Source organism: Bradyrhizobium sp. CB3481 (assembly GCF_029714305.1).
Lineage (GTDB): Bacteria > Pseudomonadota > Alphaproteobacteria > Rhizobiales > Xanthobacteraceae > Bradyrhizobium.
Genome location: NZ_CP121647.1, coordinates 2,220,467 through 2,236,227, shown reverse-complemented (window position 1 = coordinate 2,236,227; position 15,761 = coordinate 2,220,467). Strand labels below are relative to the sequence as shown.

Below are 15,761 nucleotides of genomic sequence, written 5' to 3'. Positions count from 1 at the left end.
ACAACCCTCGATCTATGTGATCAGTACTTGCGCAGTGAGTGCGACAGCATTCAATAGCGATTGAACGCCACGATCGCACTCCACTGGGGTGGGTTGGGCGTCTGATATATGTCATCTAGGACGGACCAAGCATTATTTATCGGCACAGGACCGGAGAGCTGGAAGCACGATGGGAACTCAGCCGTAAAGCCACTGTCCGACAAGCCAACGAAATTGTTGTAGTTCATCGTCGTCAAATTATAGAGCACTGGCGCCTGCTTGGACGCGGCGCGTAAGGCCCTAACTTGTACGGTTCCATTGAGATCGGGCGAATAGCCTCCTTCATAACCGCACATTTTCGTTACGCCGAAGCTCAACGCCCACTTCTTCCAATTCCCATATAGGACAGCACACTTTTGGATCGTGAAATTTCCAGTTCCGCTGTTTGCGGTGCTTGCATACGCCGTGACGATTGACTGTTGCAGTGTCGTGTCGCCGGCAGCTACTGCAGCCGCGTAGTTGGTCGCATCTGTCACCTCCTCAGCAGTCCCGAATTCGGACGGAGCATAGTATTGGGCGCAACACACGTGCGAGACCCACTGGGATGCTGGAGTCTTACTGTAGGGTGTCTGAGCCGGAGCGGACTGAGAAACATACTTGGTTGATGCCAGTCTTGCGTTTGCTCCAGCGGTACCCGCGGCGCTGCTGCCTAGCGCTGTTTGTACCCCACACAACACTTGGTACTTAGTACGATCGCCCGAGTAGGAAAGGCTTATCGCCTGCCCCAGTACGGACATCACCTTGCCGTACCAGTTCTGGTAATCAGCACCCCAGCCATAGGCCACCGCCTTGGCATTGGCATAGCCGGTTTGGTAAAATCCCGGTCCGGCATTCCAGAGTTCATTGGGACCCTCGAACCGCGGGATCATCCAGGACGGTGCATTGGAGCGGCAATATCTTGCAAGGCTCGGCATGTAGTCGGTCGCGGGGTCGATCGCAAACGCCGGCGTAACGAAGTGTGGGTGCGCACCGATTTCGGCACATAGCCGAAGCATCAGCTCCGGCGGGCAGCCGTTGACAAGGCCGGCACTACCCATCGCGATATCGCCTCCGAACTTTATCCACGACTTGAGGGTAGCGTCGAACACGAGGGTCGCGAGACTTTGCCAAGTACCGCCCACCACATAGGAATTGGTTCCAGACGACAGAGGGCCGGAGTACTCATTGAGGATGTTGAACGCACCTGTACCGTTCACGTTCAGCGTGCTGGGGCCGTTGTTGCTCGCATTGAACTTCACAATGACGGTAGCCTTGTCGGCCAGTTGAAAACCCGGCAGCGATGCAGAGTAGTCAGCGCCGACGTTAGTGGTGGGCCCGGCATAGAGACTGCCGCGGAATTCCTGTCCCGCATAGAAGACGTAGGAAATCGGCTTGCGCGTCGCCCAGGTCGTGACGTTGGTATTGTTGCCGCTCTGCCAGTTGAGAAAGCGCACCACACCGAAATTCGCTTCTGTGAGCCGCTGCTTGAACTTGTCGCTGAAGACCTGCCCCGCATTGAGCGCCGCTTCGTCATTGGCGTGGAAGACCTGCAAGTTGGTGATGTACGGCGTTCCGATCGCCTTGATACCGATCACGAAGCGCGTGTCGGTGGTCGAGAACACATATCGTCCGCTGCCATTCGTGCTGGTCTTGCTGCCGCTAACGGGCGTGTTGGTCATGCCGCAATGAATGGTGCCGTTGCCGCTCCAGGTGATCACGTAATTTCCCGGCCGCTGCGCCTGTGAAGGCACGAAGAAAACGGTATAGACACCACCGTGCACCATGGAGGTCGGATAGCCGTCGCTATCCAGAATGTTGGGCTCCGGCGGCCCGCTGTTATCGATATGCCCCCAAGCCTGCGCCGTCTTCATGCAGTTCAGGAAGGGATAGTCACCGCCTCCTTGCAGGAAGTTGAGATTCACCTGCGTTCGGCCGCCATTGAATTTGCCGGTTGCGGTCGAACCTGAAGCCGTGGCTGCAGGCCTGGCCGCTGTAGGCGTCACGGCTTCCACGCTGGCCGGGATCATCGACGTGAGCGCCGCAACGCTGGTGCCCTGGAGAAAAGTTCTACGGTCCATCTTGAGAGTCATTGATTAAGCCCAATAATTCGTTTGCGTGATCCAGTTACTTCCAATTTGTAGCCAGCGATCCTCGGTTCTCAGCTAGCTACGCGCTAGCCACCCCGAAACGTCGCCTTCGAACTCACCGACGCCGCCTTTCCCGTGGCGCCGAGCGAGTAGACTTCGTATTCGCCGTTCGCCGAGGGATAATTGTACTGGTAGGGACGTCCCCAAGGGTCCAGCAGATTCTTCGCCTTCTTGAGATATGGCCCGTTCCAGCGCGGCGCTTCCGGTGTCGGCTCAACCAAAGCCTTCAGGCCGGCGCTCGCGCTTGGATAGCTACCATTCTCCATGTAGTAGAGCTCCAGCGCGGTGCCGATGTTCTCGATTTGCAATTCAACCGACTGCGTCTTCGCCTTGCCGAAATAACCCATGAGCTGCGGCGTCGCGATCGCCGTCAGGACGGCCAGAATTCCCATCACGACGAGCAATTCGAGAAGCGTATAGCCCTCGTCATTCCGTCCTCGATATCGTCCCTCGCGACGACAGAGGCGAAGCTTCGCCTGTCCATTTCCCATCGTAATACGCATACCTGCATGCCCCTGAGTCCGCTTCCCTGGATCTCGCGGGCGATCCTCTGGCCCTCGCGTCACCAAAAGGTTCACGATCTGGAACAACTCAACGGACGGTCAATGCGAGGTAACCCATCTACGACAATTGCCTTCAATCTTAGAACCTGAAGTTTACATCCGCAGCCGTGCAATGCTTAACCTTGTAATGCCACCGGAGAGCTTCAGGCCGCGGCACTTGGCGCAACTACCCCGAACTATTACCGATTTAAGCCCTGCCGGTCCGCCCGGCTATCCCGGCTGCGCGCTGATCCCCGTACATCTACGGCCGTCATCATCCGGAGCGATCACGCAAACGGACGCGAGGCGGCATTTAATCCGGCCCGGGCCATTCTAGCCAAATTAACCCTAATTGGTAGGCACTGCCGTAAAAAACCGTGCAACGGACCGCTCACAAAACCGCGCAGTTGTTGTAGCTTTGGCTTCTGCCTAGTTAATTTTTTAGATTTCATCTTGCGATTTTCCGAATCCGGCCATGGATCAAGGAACCCCACCAAACTATTGCGTTCCGCTCGTGGTTGACATCGACGGCACGTTGACGGGCGCGAACAGCGTTCATGAAACGATGCTGTCGCTGATCAAGCGACCCCGCGCTTCAGTGCGCACGCTCCTCGAACTCGGAAACGGCTATGCCGCTTTCGCAAATGCGATCGCCGAGCAGGCGTCGTGCGGTGCTTGCGCACTCCCGGTCAACGAACAGGCACTCGCTGTTATTCGCCAAGTACGCCAGGACGGCCGCAAGGTGTATCTCTCGACCGGTGCCGATGAACGGTTCTCGAAAGCGATCGTGCGTTCGGTGAACCTCGTCGAGGGCGTGTTTGCATCCGAAAACGGACTGGAGCTGACGGCGCAAGCTAGGGCGGCGACCCTCGTCGCCGCCTTTGGCGTCCACGGCTTCGACTATCTCGGCAGCGCGTACAAGGATGTTCCGATCTGGCGCGAAGCCCGGCAGGCCCTTATCCTGGGCGCCCCGCGCAAGCTTACCAACCGCATCAATCGCGAATTGCCGAACCTGGTCGTCCTAGGCACTCGCGAATTTTCCATCGTGCCATATCTCACCCTGATGCGGCCTCACCAGTGGCTGAAGAACATCCTGGTTTTCCTGCCGGCCCTCGCGGCACATCGCTTCGACCTTGCGACGCTTGCGCCCTTGCTGGTCGCCTTTCTGAGCTTCTGTCTCTGCGCGTCGAGCGCATATCTCGTCAACGACATGCTCGATCTCAATAACGACCGCGCGCATGCCGAAAAGCGTCACCGGCCGATGGCGTCAGGCGTCCTGCCCGTCAGCCACGGCGCGGTCCTGTTCGCCTGTCTCGCCAGCGCATCCCTGACATCGGCGCTGATGCTCAATCCGGCCTTTGCAGCCGTGCTGCTCGGCTATTCCTGCCTGTCCATCAGCTATTCCTTCTATCTCAAACGCAAGCTCATGATCGACGTCGTCGCGCTCGCATCGCTCTATGGAGCGCGCGTGATCGCCGGCGGAATTGCGTCGGACGTGTTGCCATCGGACTGGCTCGTCGGCTTTTGTCTTTTCATCTTCCTCAGCCTTGCGCTCGTGAAGCGAAGTACCGAGATGATTGCATCCTCGAAGACGATGCCCGAGAAGATCGACGGCCGAGGTTACCGGCGCGAGGATCTGCCGACGGTGACGCCAATGATGGTCGCCTCCGGCTTCATCGCCATCCTGGTGCTGGCGCTCTACATCAACTCGCCGGAAGTCAGAGCGACCTATCGCCACCCGGTCCTGCTTTGGGCAATCTGCGGTCTTCTGACCTACTGGCTGGGCAGGCTGTACGTCATCACCCAGCGCGGTGAAATGCGGCAGGATCCCGTGATCTTCGCCGCTACCGATCGAATCAGCCTGCTCACGGGCGGACTCGTCGCCGCGATCTTCTTCGCCGCAATTTTATAGCGGCATCCACATGACAGCACACTAACTGCGAGCCTGCATGCCCATTGTTCACGGTTGGGGAAGATATCCGGTCGTCGAAGCCGAGATCCGCTCGCCGGTCGACCCCCCCGGTATCGCTGCTGCCGTGAAATCGCGCGCGCGTCCGGTCATCCCGCGCGGCATGGGGCGCAGCTACGGTGACAGTGCACTGTCGGACCAAATCATCGACTGCTGCGGCCTGAACGGCGTTTCAGCGTTCGATTTCGAAGCCGGCCTCATCCGCTGCGGCGCAGGCGTGACGCTATCTGATCTTCTCACACACAGCGTGCCAAAGGGCTGGTTCCTGCCGGTCACGCCCGGCACCAAGTTCGTGACCATCGCCGGGGCCATCGCGAGCGACGTGCACGGCAAGAACCATCATCTCGAAGGGTGCTTCAGCGAGTTCGTCGAGTCCTTCGATCTGATGCTGGCTGGAAACGAAATCCTCACATGCTCCCGACATCAGCATGTCGATCTGTTTCACGCGACCGTCGGCGGCATGGGCCTCACCGGCATCATTCTCGAGGCGACGCTTCGCCTCAAGCCGATATCGAGCACGGTTGTCGAGCAGATAACGTTCAAGGCCCGTAATCTGCAGGAAGCGTTGCATCTGTTCGACGCGCACGAAGCCAGCGCCTACTCGGTCGCCTGGATCGACTGTATGGTCACTGGTCCTGCGATGGGCCGTGCGTTGCTGATGTTGGGCGAGCACTCCGAGTTCGGCGGACTATCCCTGCCCGACAAGCGCCGGATATCGGTGCCGTTCGATGTTCCGACGCAGACCTTGAACAGGTTTTCAATCAAGGCCTTCAACTGGCTGTACTACCATCGCATCCGCCAAGCGCGGTCTTCCCAACGCGTGGACTGCGAGTCGTTCTTTTATCCGCTCGACGGCATTCACGGCTGGAACCGACTCTATGGCAAACGCGGATTCCTGCAGTACCAGTTCGTCGTACCCAAGCATGCCGGGCTGGAAGGCCTGACTGCGCTGCTAAAGCAAATCGTGGAGTCGCGCCGGGGGTCGTTTCTTGCCGTACTCAAGCTCCTCGGAAGAGCGAACCAGAACCTTCTGTCATTCCCGATCGAGGGCTATACGCTCTCGGTTGACTTCAAGCTGGAAGACGGACTGTTCGAACTGCTCAACGAACTGGACGCCGTCGTTCTGGACTATGGCGGGCGGATCTATCTGGCAAAGGATGCCCGCATGAAGGAAGCGACGTTCAAGCGCAGCTACCCGCGCTGGATGCAGTTCCAGGAAGTGAGATCGCGATACGGCGCGCTTGCGACATTTTCGTCGCGCCAGGCACAAAGAATCGGCCTGGACTAGCGGTCCCCTGACGGCTTTCGCATTCCCCCCAAATCAGATGACAATTGGCATGACAATCGTACGTAAAGCATCAGCGAACCATTCGGAAGGCCAGGCTCGACCGGGGCTTGCCGCATTGGCAACGGTCGCCCGCCTGAAGAATTTCTGGATTGTCTTTGGAGCAATTGTGGCTTGGGCCATCCTCAGTCGGTTGGCATTGAACGCGCACAGTTATTTCGACGCCGAGGATGCCCTGTTCTACTCGCTAAATATCCGCGCGCTGAACTTCAGAGAATTCGACGGCGCGGGAAGCGGATGGCAAATCCTGTGCACGGCAATTGACCGGCTCCTCCCGGCCGCGTCTGAACCTACATTGGCCGGCAAGCTGGTCGCTCGGGTGTTCGGAACGCTCCTCCTACCCCTGCTCTACGTCACACTGGCGATCGTCACCAGGCGAGTTGCACTGTCCGCCGCCATGACGCTTTTCTTTTCAGGCGCTTTTGGACCTTGGTGGTACAGCCTGCAGCCCGACAAGTATGTTCCGCAGCTTTTTATCATTGCAGTAGCGCTGGCGCTCGTGATGACGCGAGAGAAGGCGCCAACCGCACGGTTTCTGATCGGTCTGGGGTTTGTATATTTTGCAGCGGTCACCTTTCACAGCGCCTCCGGATTGATATGCTTTTCGATCCTGCCGCTATTATTCCGAACGTTGCGGGGGCGGGGTATCTGGTCCGCCTTCAAGCAAGGTCTCCTGACCGCAAGCGTGATGTTTGCACTCCTCGCCATCTACTACGTCTTGTTCCTTCTGGTCCTGGTGAGGCCTGCAGACGAACAGGGAGTTCGGGAATGGCTGATGTCCTATCTCAGCACGCCCGGGCAGACACAATGGGGACATTGGACGATCAAGTCACCTCTGCTGGCCTTCGTAGGGATTAGCCGATCGGTCTTTGCGGTCGAGTTCGCATTCGCATTTCCGGCTGTCGTCGGCCAGATGCACGCCCAGTTTCCGAACAAGATTCTCGTCGAAGAGGAGTGGTTTGCCGCGCATCTGCCGAGCTGGCTTTCTGAAGTCGGACCCATGCTGTTCTGCCTGGCACTCCTTGCCATTTTCGCAGTCGTGCTGGCTGCCGCCTATGCGTCGCGCAGCTTGCTGCGCGAGGACAGGCGCAGGGACAGGCACGCCGTTGCCAGCGTATTATGCTATCTTGTGCCCGCCGCTGTATTCTTCGACTGGTGGGAGCCGATCAATAACGAGTTCTGGATTGCCCCCTGGTATGCCGCCGTCCTGCTGTTTGGCATCGTCATATCCGGCAAAGACTGGCGCTTCGCCGCCAAGGGCGTAGCCGTTTGCGCCATCGCTCTTATCAGCTTCAATGGACTGCTCGGCGTCATTCCACGGTTGGACAAGCATTCCGACTACTGGCTGGCGCGTCAGGAGCCCATCGCCCGAGCCGCACAACGCGACGATCTGATCGTAGAGAACGGATTCATGGCTGCCAGTTACATGGAATTCATTGGTCCAGCGAAGGTGTTTCGGATCGACTTCTATGCCCAAAATCAAGCCACGCTCAAGCGGCTCCTTCTCGACAAGCTTGTTGCTCTCCCCGGCACAAGGTCCGTATTCTTGACGGATCTGGTGACAGGCTCCGCAGGCGCAAAGCCGGTAGATGGGCCCAAGCCCAATGAAAGCGTTATCGCGCATTTTGTAGAAAGTCTTCCCCCACCAGCGGAATGGACTATCATCGATGGTCGACGGCTCGCCCGCTATGACGCCGCCAGGCTAAGAACGCACCTCGCACAAGATTGACTGCGGAGAATGATGGCCGTTCCCGTAAGCGGTCATTGCTTTGGCTACAGTGCCTCCACCTCAGGATCGCTGGCGACATATACCCAGTTCGACCGTTGGAACGCCCGCTCATCGCCGTTTAGTCCGCGAGGCAAGCGCTGGAGCAGCTCGCGACGAGCTCGATCGCTGGTCTGGGCGGAGCGCCAGACTCGATACCCCTGACTAGCAATCCTCAGAGCGGCCGCCCACTGCTGCTCTGCAGGGGGTGGTGGAACGCGTTTGAACAGCCGCCGGCAAATTCTTTCGGGAAAATTTGCGCGCTCCCAGCGGCCTCGCCAAGGCTTCCGCGGCGTGTGTGGCGCCTTGAGGTCGCCGCTGGCGCCGATTGAACGTCACTGCAGGAGCAACGATTTGCCTCGCGTTTGATGGCTTTGATGGCGCGTTCCGTATCGATTGAAACCTGGTCCGGGCAAAAAAATAGGCCGCCTTTCGGCGGCCTATCCACAAAATCCAAGTCGGACTTAGATCAAGCCAAACGGAAGCTCGAAGCGGTCGAGGAGCGGCGACGATAGGCCAAGAAACCGATCCCCATGAAGCCCAAGATCATCATCGCCCACGTCGCGGGCTCCGGAACGGCAACTGTGAGATTGACGTTGTCGATCACGAAGTCCGCTGCCGGAACACCGAGCGGATGGAAGCCGAGAGTAAACGAATAAGGCCCGGCGTTTGCAAAGAAGTCCGCCGAATAGCTCACCCAGCCATTGCCCAAGGTTTTGGCCGTGAAAATTGGGGAGAGATTGCCGTCCGTGGCGGACTGAAGAAGAGCATCAAACGGATTCAACTGACCGTTCTGCGGCGAATAGATATCATAGCTGATCGTATACTTCTCGCCGGCAGTCAAAGAGAAAGACTGCGAAATCGATTGGTTATACACGTCCGAAACAAAGTAAGCACCGTACAGACCACCGCCAACCGGAGCCGGAATCGGCTCGCCAAAGGCGCCCGTCGGGTATCCGCTCGACTGGCCGTACTGAATCACCACCTGAGGGAATGACGGATCACCACCCGTGTTTACCGTCCAGTTGGCAAACGTACCCGTCTCAAACCCACCATTTTGAATGATGGCAGCGCTTGCGGCGCTCGAACACAAAATAGCCGCGGATACGACGATCCCGAAAATGCTGGATGGCTTCATAACAACCCCTCTCATTGCAAATTAAAACTTATTTAATAAATACCGTTCCTCCGGCCGAGTGTCAACAGAAGATTAACATGAATCCGCACTTAAATTTTGGGCTTAAAAACCCGGCAAGAGACCCAGCAAGAGATATGCGTGACACGGCCGGCGCAGCCATTTGTCGCCGGGGGCAAAGAATCAGGCATTTTCAGCCGCAAAGACGATATTAAATGAACGCCCGCAGCCCAAGAATCGCTCGGATTCGGACGGCAGACGCTCCTCCCAAGACCAATAATTAAATAAATTCAAATCGATTAACTAAAGGCAAAAATAAAGATACTGAGCGGGCGCAAATCCATTGCGATGTTGAAAATCGATATGAAATTTGTCGGCTGAAGCTTGCTGAAATCACGGTTAAAAACAGCATTCGAACGACCCATCAGGCAGGCCGTCGACGAAAAACGCTTGCCCTTTGACCGGCGGGCAAATACTGGCCCGTCGGAGCGACCATAACCCACTTATTGGGCGCAAGACAAATAAGGTATGAGCGTTGGTCCTATGAATTATATTCGCCAAACGATTCGCGCTTTGAAAGGGCTGACTGATTACGCCTTGCGGGACCATCGCAAATTCTATCCGTGGGGCTTTGCGATGAACGGACAGACTTCCCGCCTCGAAGCCGTGCGACAGATCATTTACGCGGCCGGGATTAATCGAATCATTGAAACGGGTACCTTCCGTGGAACGACGACAGAATGGTTTGCCCAGTTCGGACTTCCCCTGGAGACGGTAGAGACGGATCAACGTTTCTTCTACTTCGCAAAGGCAAGACTTTCGAGGTTCAGTAACGTTGAAGCGCACTTGGATTCATCAGTTTCCTTTCTGTCCAAGAGGCTTAGCCATGCAGATCGCCGTGATCGAATTCTGTTTTACCTTGATGCACACTGGGAAAACAGTCTTCCATTGCGCGAAGAATTACAGGTAATCTTTGCTAACCATACCAACTCGATAATTGTGATAGACGACTTCAATGTCCGCGATGATACCGATTACAACTACGACGACTACGGGCCGGACAAGGCCCTGACGCTGGAATACATTGAGAACTCAAACCTGCCGCCCTATTGCGCTTTTTACCCGGCGACACCCGCGAAGCAGGAAACCGGGATGAAATCGGGCTGGATCGTGCTGACGCCAGAACCTGAACTGGCGGGGGTGCTTCGAGCACTTGCCCTGCTTCGGAGCATCTAGGGTTCGCACCTGATGGCGGCCGAATCAGACGTCCGCGCAAGGAGCAGTCGTAATTGACTGGTAATATCGCGCAGATCGATCGGGACGTGATAATCGCAAGGCATTGCTTCGGCGGAATTGGCGATCATCTCTCGTGCCTGATTGGTGCATGGTGGCTTGCTCGGCGCACCGCAAGAACTCTGGTGGTGGACTGGCGGGGATCCCGGTTCAATGCGGACCCCACCATGAGGCGCAACTGCTTTTTCCATTATTTTGAGCCTCGACAAGCAATGGGAGGCGTTCGGATTATCGCAGATGATTCCGTTGGAGGCCTGCAATACCGGACGCCGATCTGGCCGGCAAAGTGGACGCAAGCAGACCTCACAAGTTCCGACCATTTGAAGCACAGCGCGGAAGAGGTAGCCGCGGTAAACGAACTTGTAACTTCCGAAAGGAAGCCGATCGAACCTACTGTTGTGCTAAATCAATGGGTTGAGCCGCCGCCGCCCCGCGAAATGGTGAGATTGCTTCTGGCAGAGCTCCATCTGGCAGAGCCAATTCGTGCCGAAGCACAGGGATTTTGGAACGAACAAATCGGTTCCGCATTCGCCGTCGGCATTCACCTCCGTCACGGCAATGGAGAGAATGTCGGGGCACGCGCCGCGTATTGGCTTAGCCCCTTCGCCCTAAGTCGCCAGTTATCCCTGAACGCTCGCAACGATGTGCACCGACCTGGTCTTTTCGGCCGGTTTTCGGACAACATGCCTGCCTCATTTGTGGGTATGTCGAGCCAAGCCGGGGCGGAACGGAGATTTTGCCGCAAGGTTGCTGCGGACTTCCACGCTTTCGCGGAAAGGCTCAACGCCGTAAATGCCGTACCGTTCTTGTTTTGCGATTCGATGCAGATCATTGACACTCTTCGCGAATTCTTACCGAATCTTGTTGTCCGACCGAAGGTTCTCCCCGAGAAGGGCGACGGTCCGCTTCACCAATTCGAAGCCAAGCCGGTCGGGCAGAACGGCACTCGCATAGGGACCGTGCCAGAGCAGGTTACGCTCGACATGTTTGTGGAGCTCGATCTTATGCAGCGCTGCCAAGCCCTAATGTATATGGATAGCGGCTTCTCGATCCTCGCAAGAACAATGCTTGAGCAAAGCCGCCAACTACGCCTTCAGCCAAGCCGAACAAACCGGCTAATTGTCCGGGCGATGTCTTAGCCGCTTGAGACAAAAGTCTGTTGCTCCACAATTATTAGTCACCGCAATTAAATCTATGGCGAGACCGAGTTTTCTCGAGCTCGAGCGGCCGAGGAAATCTCGCGAGGCGATTCTCCACCACCAAGTATATCGGATTCGCCCCGCCTGTTTGCGTTGACGCTTCTTGGCGAATCACGTCAACTTTTAGTTTGAATATGGGCAAGGGGCATTTTATGTCGATTTCAAAACTGGCCGCCACAGCGCTACTGAGCGTCGGGTTAAGTATATCGGGCGCGCACGCATCAACAGTGACCAACAATTTCGTTTTCACCGATCAAGGCAACAGTGTCGTCGCGTCTGGCTCATTCAGCTATCTTTCCACCGCAACCGGGACGCTAGGCTATTCCGACTTGACTGCATTCACAATTAGCCTGGCTGGTGAATCCTACAATCTCACGTTTGTAAACACCCTAACTCCTGGATTCGATTACGTTTACTTTGGCTACGACATCTCGACCAATTCGTTCGTACCTGCATCGGTTTTGGGATTCACGTCAATATTGGCAGGCACGAACCTTTTCGAGGGATTCTTCTTCAGCCCTTTGGCGAGTCAAGGTGGTGCCAATGCTGATGGCACCTTCACGGAGTATCGTGGGCCCGCCGACGGTATCGCTTACGCCCTCACCATATCTCCAGATCGAGTGCCGACCGTTCCAGAGCCGAGCACTTGGATCATGATGTTGTTCGGTTTCCTGGGAATGGTTGGCCTGGCATATCGTCGTCGCGAAAACTTCAGTGTCGGGCGCTCTGTTTGAGCTGCCCATATACGCTGGCAGCCAAGACCAACCTTCTCTTCTTGCTCGTGATGGTTCCCTCCTAAAGGCTTCGACCACCACGAACACGCTTCTACACGTATCGTGTCCAGAAAATTCCCCAGGGTTCTCTTCAGGAACGTCCCACCCCTTTGGCCTTCCCCTGTACGAGCGGCTCACACACCCCCTTGAAATGAGCCCGACACGCTTTAATCTTGCATCGCGCAGCGCTCAATTGCCTCGGCGGGCGACGGCCTCCGGGCATTAACCCGCTTGCGGGACTTGCTAGCGGCCAACGGTGGACAGCTAACGTGCTGTCCGATGATGCATTCTTCTCGTGATGGAGCAGGAAAGCAGCCGTGGCTTCTTCCATCTCCGAGCCCTTCATCCGGCGGCCGGTAGGCACGACGCTACTTGCGATCGGGCTCTTCCTGCTCGGCGCCGTCAGCTACCACTTCCTCCCGGTCTCCGCCGTACCCAACGTCGATTTCCCGATGATCCGGGTGTTCGCCAATCGTCCGGGCGCGGATCCGGCGGTGATGGCGGCGACGGTCGCAGCCCCCCTGGAGCGGCGGCTCGGCCAGATCGCCGGGATTGAGCAGATCACCTCGACCAGTTCGCTCGGCACCACCAGCATCCAGTTGCAATTCTCGATCGGCCGTAACGTCGACCGCGCGGCGCGCGACGTGCAGGCCGCGATCAACGCTTCGCTGGCCGATCTGCCGAGCGACCTGCCCGCGCTGCCGCGGTTCCGCAAAGCCAATCCCTCGGCGACCCCGATGTTCGTGCTGGCGCTGACCTCAAAAACGCTGACCGCGAGCGCGATGTACGACGTCGCCGACACCGTGATCGCGCAACGCATCGCGCAGGTGCCTGGCGTCGGCGAGGTCACCGTATCAGGCGCCGACCAGCCCGCGGTGCGGATCGCGCTCAATCCGGTGGCGCTGTCGAAGGCCGGGATATCGACCGACGACGTGCGCCTTGCGGTCATCAACGCCAATCCGCTGGGGCCGGTCGGCATTTTCGACGGCGGCCGCCAGGCCGAAACGATTTCGACCAACCGGCAGATGCGCACGGCGGCAGAATTCCGCGACATCATCATCAAGAGCTCGTCCGGCAATTTCGTCCGTCTTGCCGATGTCGCCGAGGTCGAGGATTCCGTCCGCAACCATCGTTCGATCGCCTGGTTCAACAAGCAGCCGGCGGTCCTGATCCAGATCACCAAGCAGGGCGACGCCAACGTGATCGAGACCGTCGACCGCGTGAAAGCGCTGCTGCCCGAATTGAAACGATGGCTACCCGCCGGCCTCGAGATTTCGACCCTGGTTGATCGGACCAACACGATCCGAGCCAGCGTGCTCGACATGCAGCTCACGCTTTTAGCAACAGCATTCCTCGTGATGATGGTCGTATTCGCCTTCCTGCGCCGGCTGACACCGACGATTGCGGCCGGCGTGTCGGTACCACTGGCACTGGCCGGCACGTGCGCCGGCATGTGGCTCGCCGGCTTCTCGATCGACAATCTGTCGCTGATGGCGCTTGCGATCTCGGTCGGCTTCGTCGTCGACGATGCCATCGTCATGATCGAGAACATGTACCGCAATCTCGAGCACGGCATGGCGCCCTATCCGGCCGCGCTCGAGGGCGCCAAACAGATCGGCTTTACGGTCTTGTCGATCAGCCTCTCGCTTGTCGCCGCCTTCACGCCGCTGATCTTCATGGACGGCATCGTCGGCCGGCTGCTCCGCGAATTCTCGCTGACATTGACCTTCGCCATTGTGGTGTCGACGGTGGTCTCACTTACGGTCACGCCGATGATTTGCGCGCACTACATCAAGCAGGCGACGTCGGGTCGAGCGACCCGGTTCGATCGCCTGGTCGACGGCGCGCTGTCGCGCATCGTCGCCTTCTACGCATGGACCTTGCGCACAGTACTGGATTTCCCGTTCCTGACGCTGATCGTGTTCTTCGCCACCATCGCGCTGACGGTCGTGCTTTATATCAAGGTTCCTAAGGGCTATTTTCCGATCGACGACAGCGGCTTCATTGTCGCCGCTTCACAAAGCTCATCGGATACCTCGTTTCAGTCCATGACCAGATATCAGCGACAGCTCGAGGATGCTCTTGAAGCGGATGATGCAGTGGCAGGGGTCGGATCAATCCTCGGCAGCATGACGGCAAACCGCGGGCTGTTCTTCATCAGCCTCAAACCGCCGCACGAGCGGGGCGGACTGAGCACCCAGGCCGTGATCGACCGGCTGCGCAAGAAGCTGGAAACGATGCCGGGCGTACGGCTCTACATGTTTGCCGCGCAAGATATTCGCGCCGGCGGGCGTCAAAGCAGCTCCTCCGATTACCGGTACACGGTCTCGAGTGTCGACGTCGATCTCCTCAAGCGATGGGCCCCGATCGTCGCCAAGCGCATGGAGACGGTGGAAGGCATCACCGACATTTCCACCGACCGCGACGCCGCCGGACTGCAGCTCACGGTGATGATCGATCGGAATGCCGCCGCCACGCTCGGCGTCCGCGTAAAGGACATCGATGATGCCCTCAACAACGCGTTCGCGCAGCGGCAGATCTCGGTCATCTATACCCAGCGCAACCAGTACATGATCGTGCTGGAGATCGATCCGAAATTCCAGAGCGATCCTGCCAATCTAGACCGCATCTTCGTCGCCGGCGCCAACGATGCTCAGGTGCCGCTGTCCGCGGTCGTTCGCTATGACCGCGGTCTGGCCTCGCTGGCGATCAATCACACCCAGTCGATTCCATCTGCCACAGTGTCTTTCAATCTTCTGCCCGACCTGCAGCTCGAAGCTGCAGTCTCGAAGATCCAGCGCGCCGTCGAGGAGTTGCATATGCCGGAGGGAGTCCGTGGCAATTTTGAAGGCAACGCCGGTGATTTCAGCAGGACCAGCGGCCGCCAGCCGCTTCTGATCCTCGGCGCGCTGGTCGCGATGTATATCGTGCTCGGCGTGCTCTATGAGAGCCTGGCCCATCCGATCACCATCGTCTCGACCTTGCCCTCGGCCGGCCTCGGCGCGTTGCTCGCGCTGCAGGTGACGAATACGCCGCTCACCGTGATCGCCTTTGTCGGCATCATTCTTCTGATCGGCATCGTCAAGAAGAACGGCATCATGATGGTCGATTTCGCGCTCGACGCCGAGCGCAACCGCGGCCTGTCGTCTGCGGATGCGATCTTCGAGGCCTGCCGTGCCCGCTTCCGCCCCATCCTGATGACGACAATGGCAGCGCTATTTGCCGGCATCCCGCTGGTTATCGCCACCGGCCCCGGCACCGAGCTGCGCCGGCCGCTCGGCATCACCATTATCGGCGGCCTGCTCGTCTCGCAGATCCTCACCCTTTACACGACGCCGGTGATTTATCTCCTGATCGACCGGCTGCGCCGAAGAGCGGCGCCCGGCGGCGCGCGGCGGAGAATATCGATGTCGCCGCCACCGGCATTGAGATAACGAACAGTGTCGACGGTTAGCCAGGCCTCAAGATTTAACGCAGGCGGCACGAACGCCGGCTTTAAGGTTTATCCCATGCATTAAACAAGGTGCCCAAAGATGCCTTTCCTTTTCCGAACGGCAAGATTAATGATCGCCAAT

The 15,761-nt window shown here is 57.9% G+C and carries 10 protein-coding genes; 7 read left to right on the top strand and 3 right to left on the bottom strand.

All coding sequences use genetic code 11. The features are described 5' to 3' along the window. Positions 1–50: 50 nt before the first annotated feature. Together QA643_RS10820 and gspG are read right to left on the bottom strand one after the other, a co-directional pair. Complete coding sequence (locus QA643_RS10820; RefSeq protein ID WP_283033151.1) at positions 51–2,108, bottom strand: hypothetical protein; 2,058 nt, start codon at positions 2,106–2,108, stop codon at positions 51–53. Between the two features lie 83 nt (positions 2,109–2,191). After that, entirely contained in the window at positions 2,192–2,668 is a 477-nt protein-coding gene (gspG, locus tag QA643_RS10815) for a type II secretion system major pseudopilin GspG (RefSeq protein ID WP_283033150.1), read from the bottom strand. 514 nt (positions 2,669–3,182) lie between these two features. On the opposite strand from gspG, the gene QA643_RS10810 reads away from it, so the two are divergent. Genes QA643_RS10810 through QA643_RS10800 form a run of 3 tightly spaced genes read left to right on the top strand, consistent with a single transcriptional unit; the run spans position 3,183 to position 7,750 of the window. Then, complete coding sequence (locus QA643_RS10810; protein WP_283033149.1) at positions 3,183–4,619, top strand: UbiA family prenyltransferase; 1,437 nt, start codon at positions 3,183–3,185, stop codon at positions 4,617–4,619. Positions 4,620–4,656: 37 nt separating this feature from the next. Next, complete coding sequence (locus tag QA643_RS10805; RefSeq protein ID WP_283033148.1) at positions 4,657–5,964, top strand: FAD-binding oxidoreductase; 1,308 nt, start codon at positions 4,657–4,659, stop codon at positions 5,962–5,964. 49 nt (positions 5,965–6,013) lie between these two features. Then, positions 6,014–7,750, top strand: a complete 1,737-nt coding sequence (locus QA643_RS10800) for a hypothetical protein (RefSeq protein WP_283033147.1) — start codon at positions 6,014–6,016, stop codon at positions 7,748–7,750. A 505-nt stretch (positions 7,751–8,255) separates the two neighbouring features. On the opposite strand, the gene QA643_RS10795 is transcribed toward QA643_RS10800, so the two are convergent. Further along, positions 8,256–8,924, bottom strand: a complete 669-nt coding sequence (locus tag QA643_RS10795; RefSeq protein WP_283033146.1) for a PEPxxWA-CTERM sorting domain-containing protein — start codon at positions 8,922–8,924, stop codon at positions 8,256–8,258. A gap of 540 nt (positions 8,925–9,464) precedes the next feature. Between QA643_RS10795 and QA643_RS10790 the strand changes: the two genes are divergently transcribed. From QA643_RS10790 to QA643_RS10775, 4 genes are all read left to right on the top strand, one after another. Next, positions 9,465–10,157 carry a hypothetical protein gene (locus QA643_RS10790; protein WP_283033145.1) on the top strand — a complete coding sequence of 231 codons (693 nt, stop codon included), beginning with the start codon at positions 9,465–9,467 and terminating at the stop codon, positions 10,155–10,157. Between the two features lie 53 nt (positions 10,158–10,210). Further along, positions 10,211–11,353 carry a nodulation protein NodZ gene (locus QA643_RS10785; RefSeq protein ID WP_283033144.1) on the top strand — a complete coding sequence of 381 codons (1,143 nt, stop codon included), beginning with the start codon at positions 10,211–10,213 and terminating at the stop codon, positions 11,351–11,353. A gap of 212 nt (positions 11,354–11,565) precedes the next feature. After that, the gene (locus QA643_RS10780) at positions 11,566–12,147 is read left to right on the top strand and encodes a PEPxxWA-CTERM sorting domain-containing protein (RefSeq protein ID WP_283033143.1); all 582 of its coding nucleotides are present in this window, start codon (positions 11,566–11,568) and stop codon (positions 12,145–12,147) included. Positions 12,148–12,503: 356 nt separating this feature from the next. Further along, positions 12,504–15,620 (top strand): efflux RND transporter permease subunit, encoded by a 3,117-nt coding sequence (locus QA643_RS10775; protein WP_283033142.1) that lies wholly within the window; start codon positions 12,504–12,506, stop codon positions 15,618–15,620. The last annotated feature ends 141 nt before the right edge of the window (positions 15,621–15,761 follow it).

Excerpts from the sequence above, each read along its gene's own strand:
- QA643_RS10820 (WP_283033151.1), bottom strand. The coding sequence starts at position 2,108 with ATGACTCTCAAGATGGACCGTAGAACTTTTCTCCAGGGCACCAGCGTT.
- QA643_RS10800 (WP_283033147.1), top strand. The coding sequence starts at position 6,014 with ATGACAATCGTACGTAAAGCATCAGCGAACCATTCGGAAGGCCAGGCT.
- QA643_RS10805 (WP_283033148.1), top strand. The coding sequence starts at position 4,657 with ATGCCCATTGTTCACGGTTGGGGAAGATATCCGGTCGTCGAAGCCGAG.
- QA643_RS10790 (WP_283033145.1), top strand. The coding sequence starts at position 9,465 with ATGAATTATATTCGCCAAACGATTCGCGCTTTGAAAGGGCTGACTGAT.
- QA643_RS10780 (WP_283033143.1), top strand. The coding sequence starts at position 11,566 with ATGTCGATTTCAAAACTGGCCGCCACAGCGCTACTGAGCGTCGGGTTA.
- gspG (WP_283033150.1), bottom strand. The coding sequence starts at position 2,668 with ATGCGTATTACGATGGGAAATGGACAGGCGAAGCTTCGCCTCTGTCGT.
- QA643_RS10795 (WP_283033146.1), bottom strand. The coding sequence starts at position 8,924 with ATGAAGCCATCCAGCATTTTCGGGATCGTCGTATCCGCGGCTATTTTG.
- QA643_RS10810 (WP_283033149.1), top strand. The coding sequence starts at position 3,183 with ATGGATCAAGGAACCCCACCAAACTATTGCGTTCCGCTCGTGGTTGAC.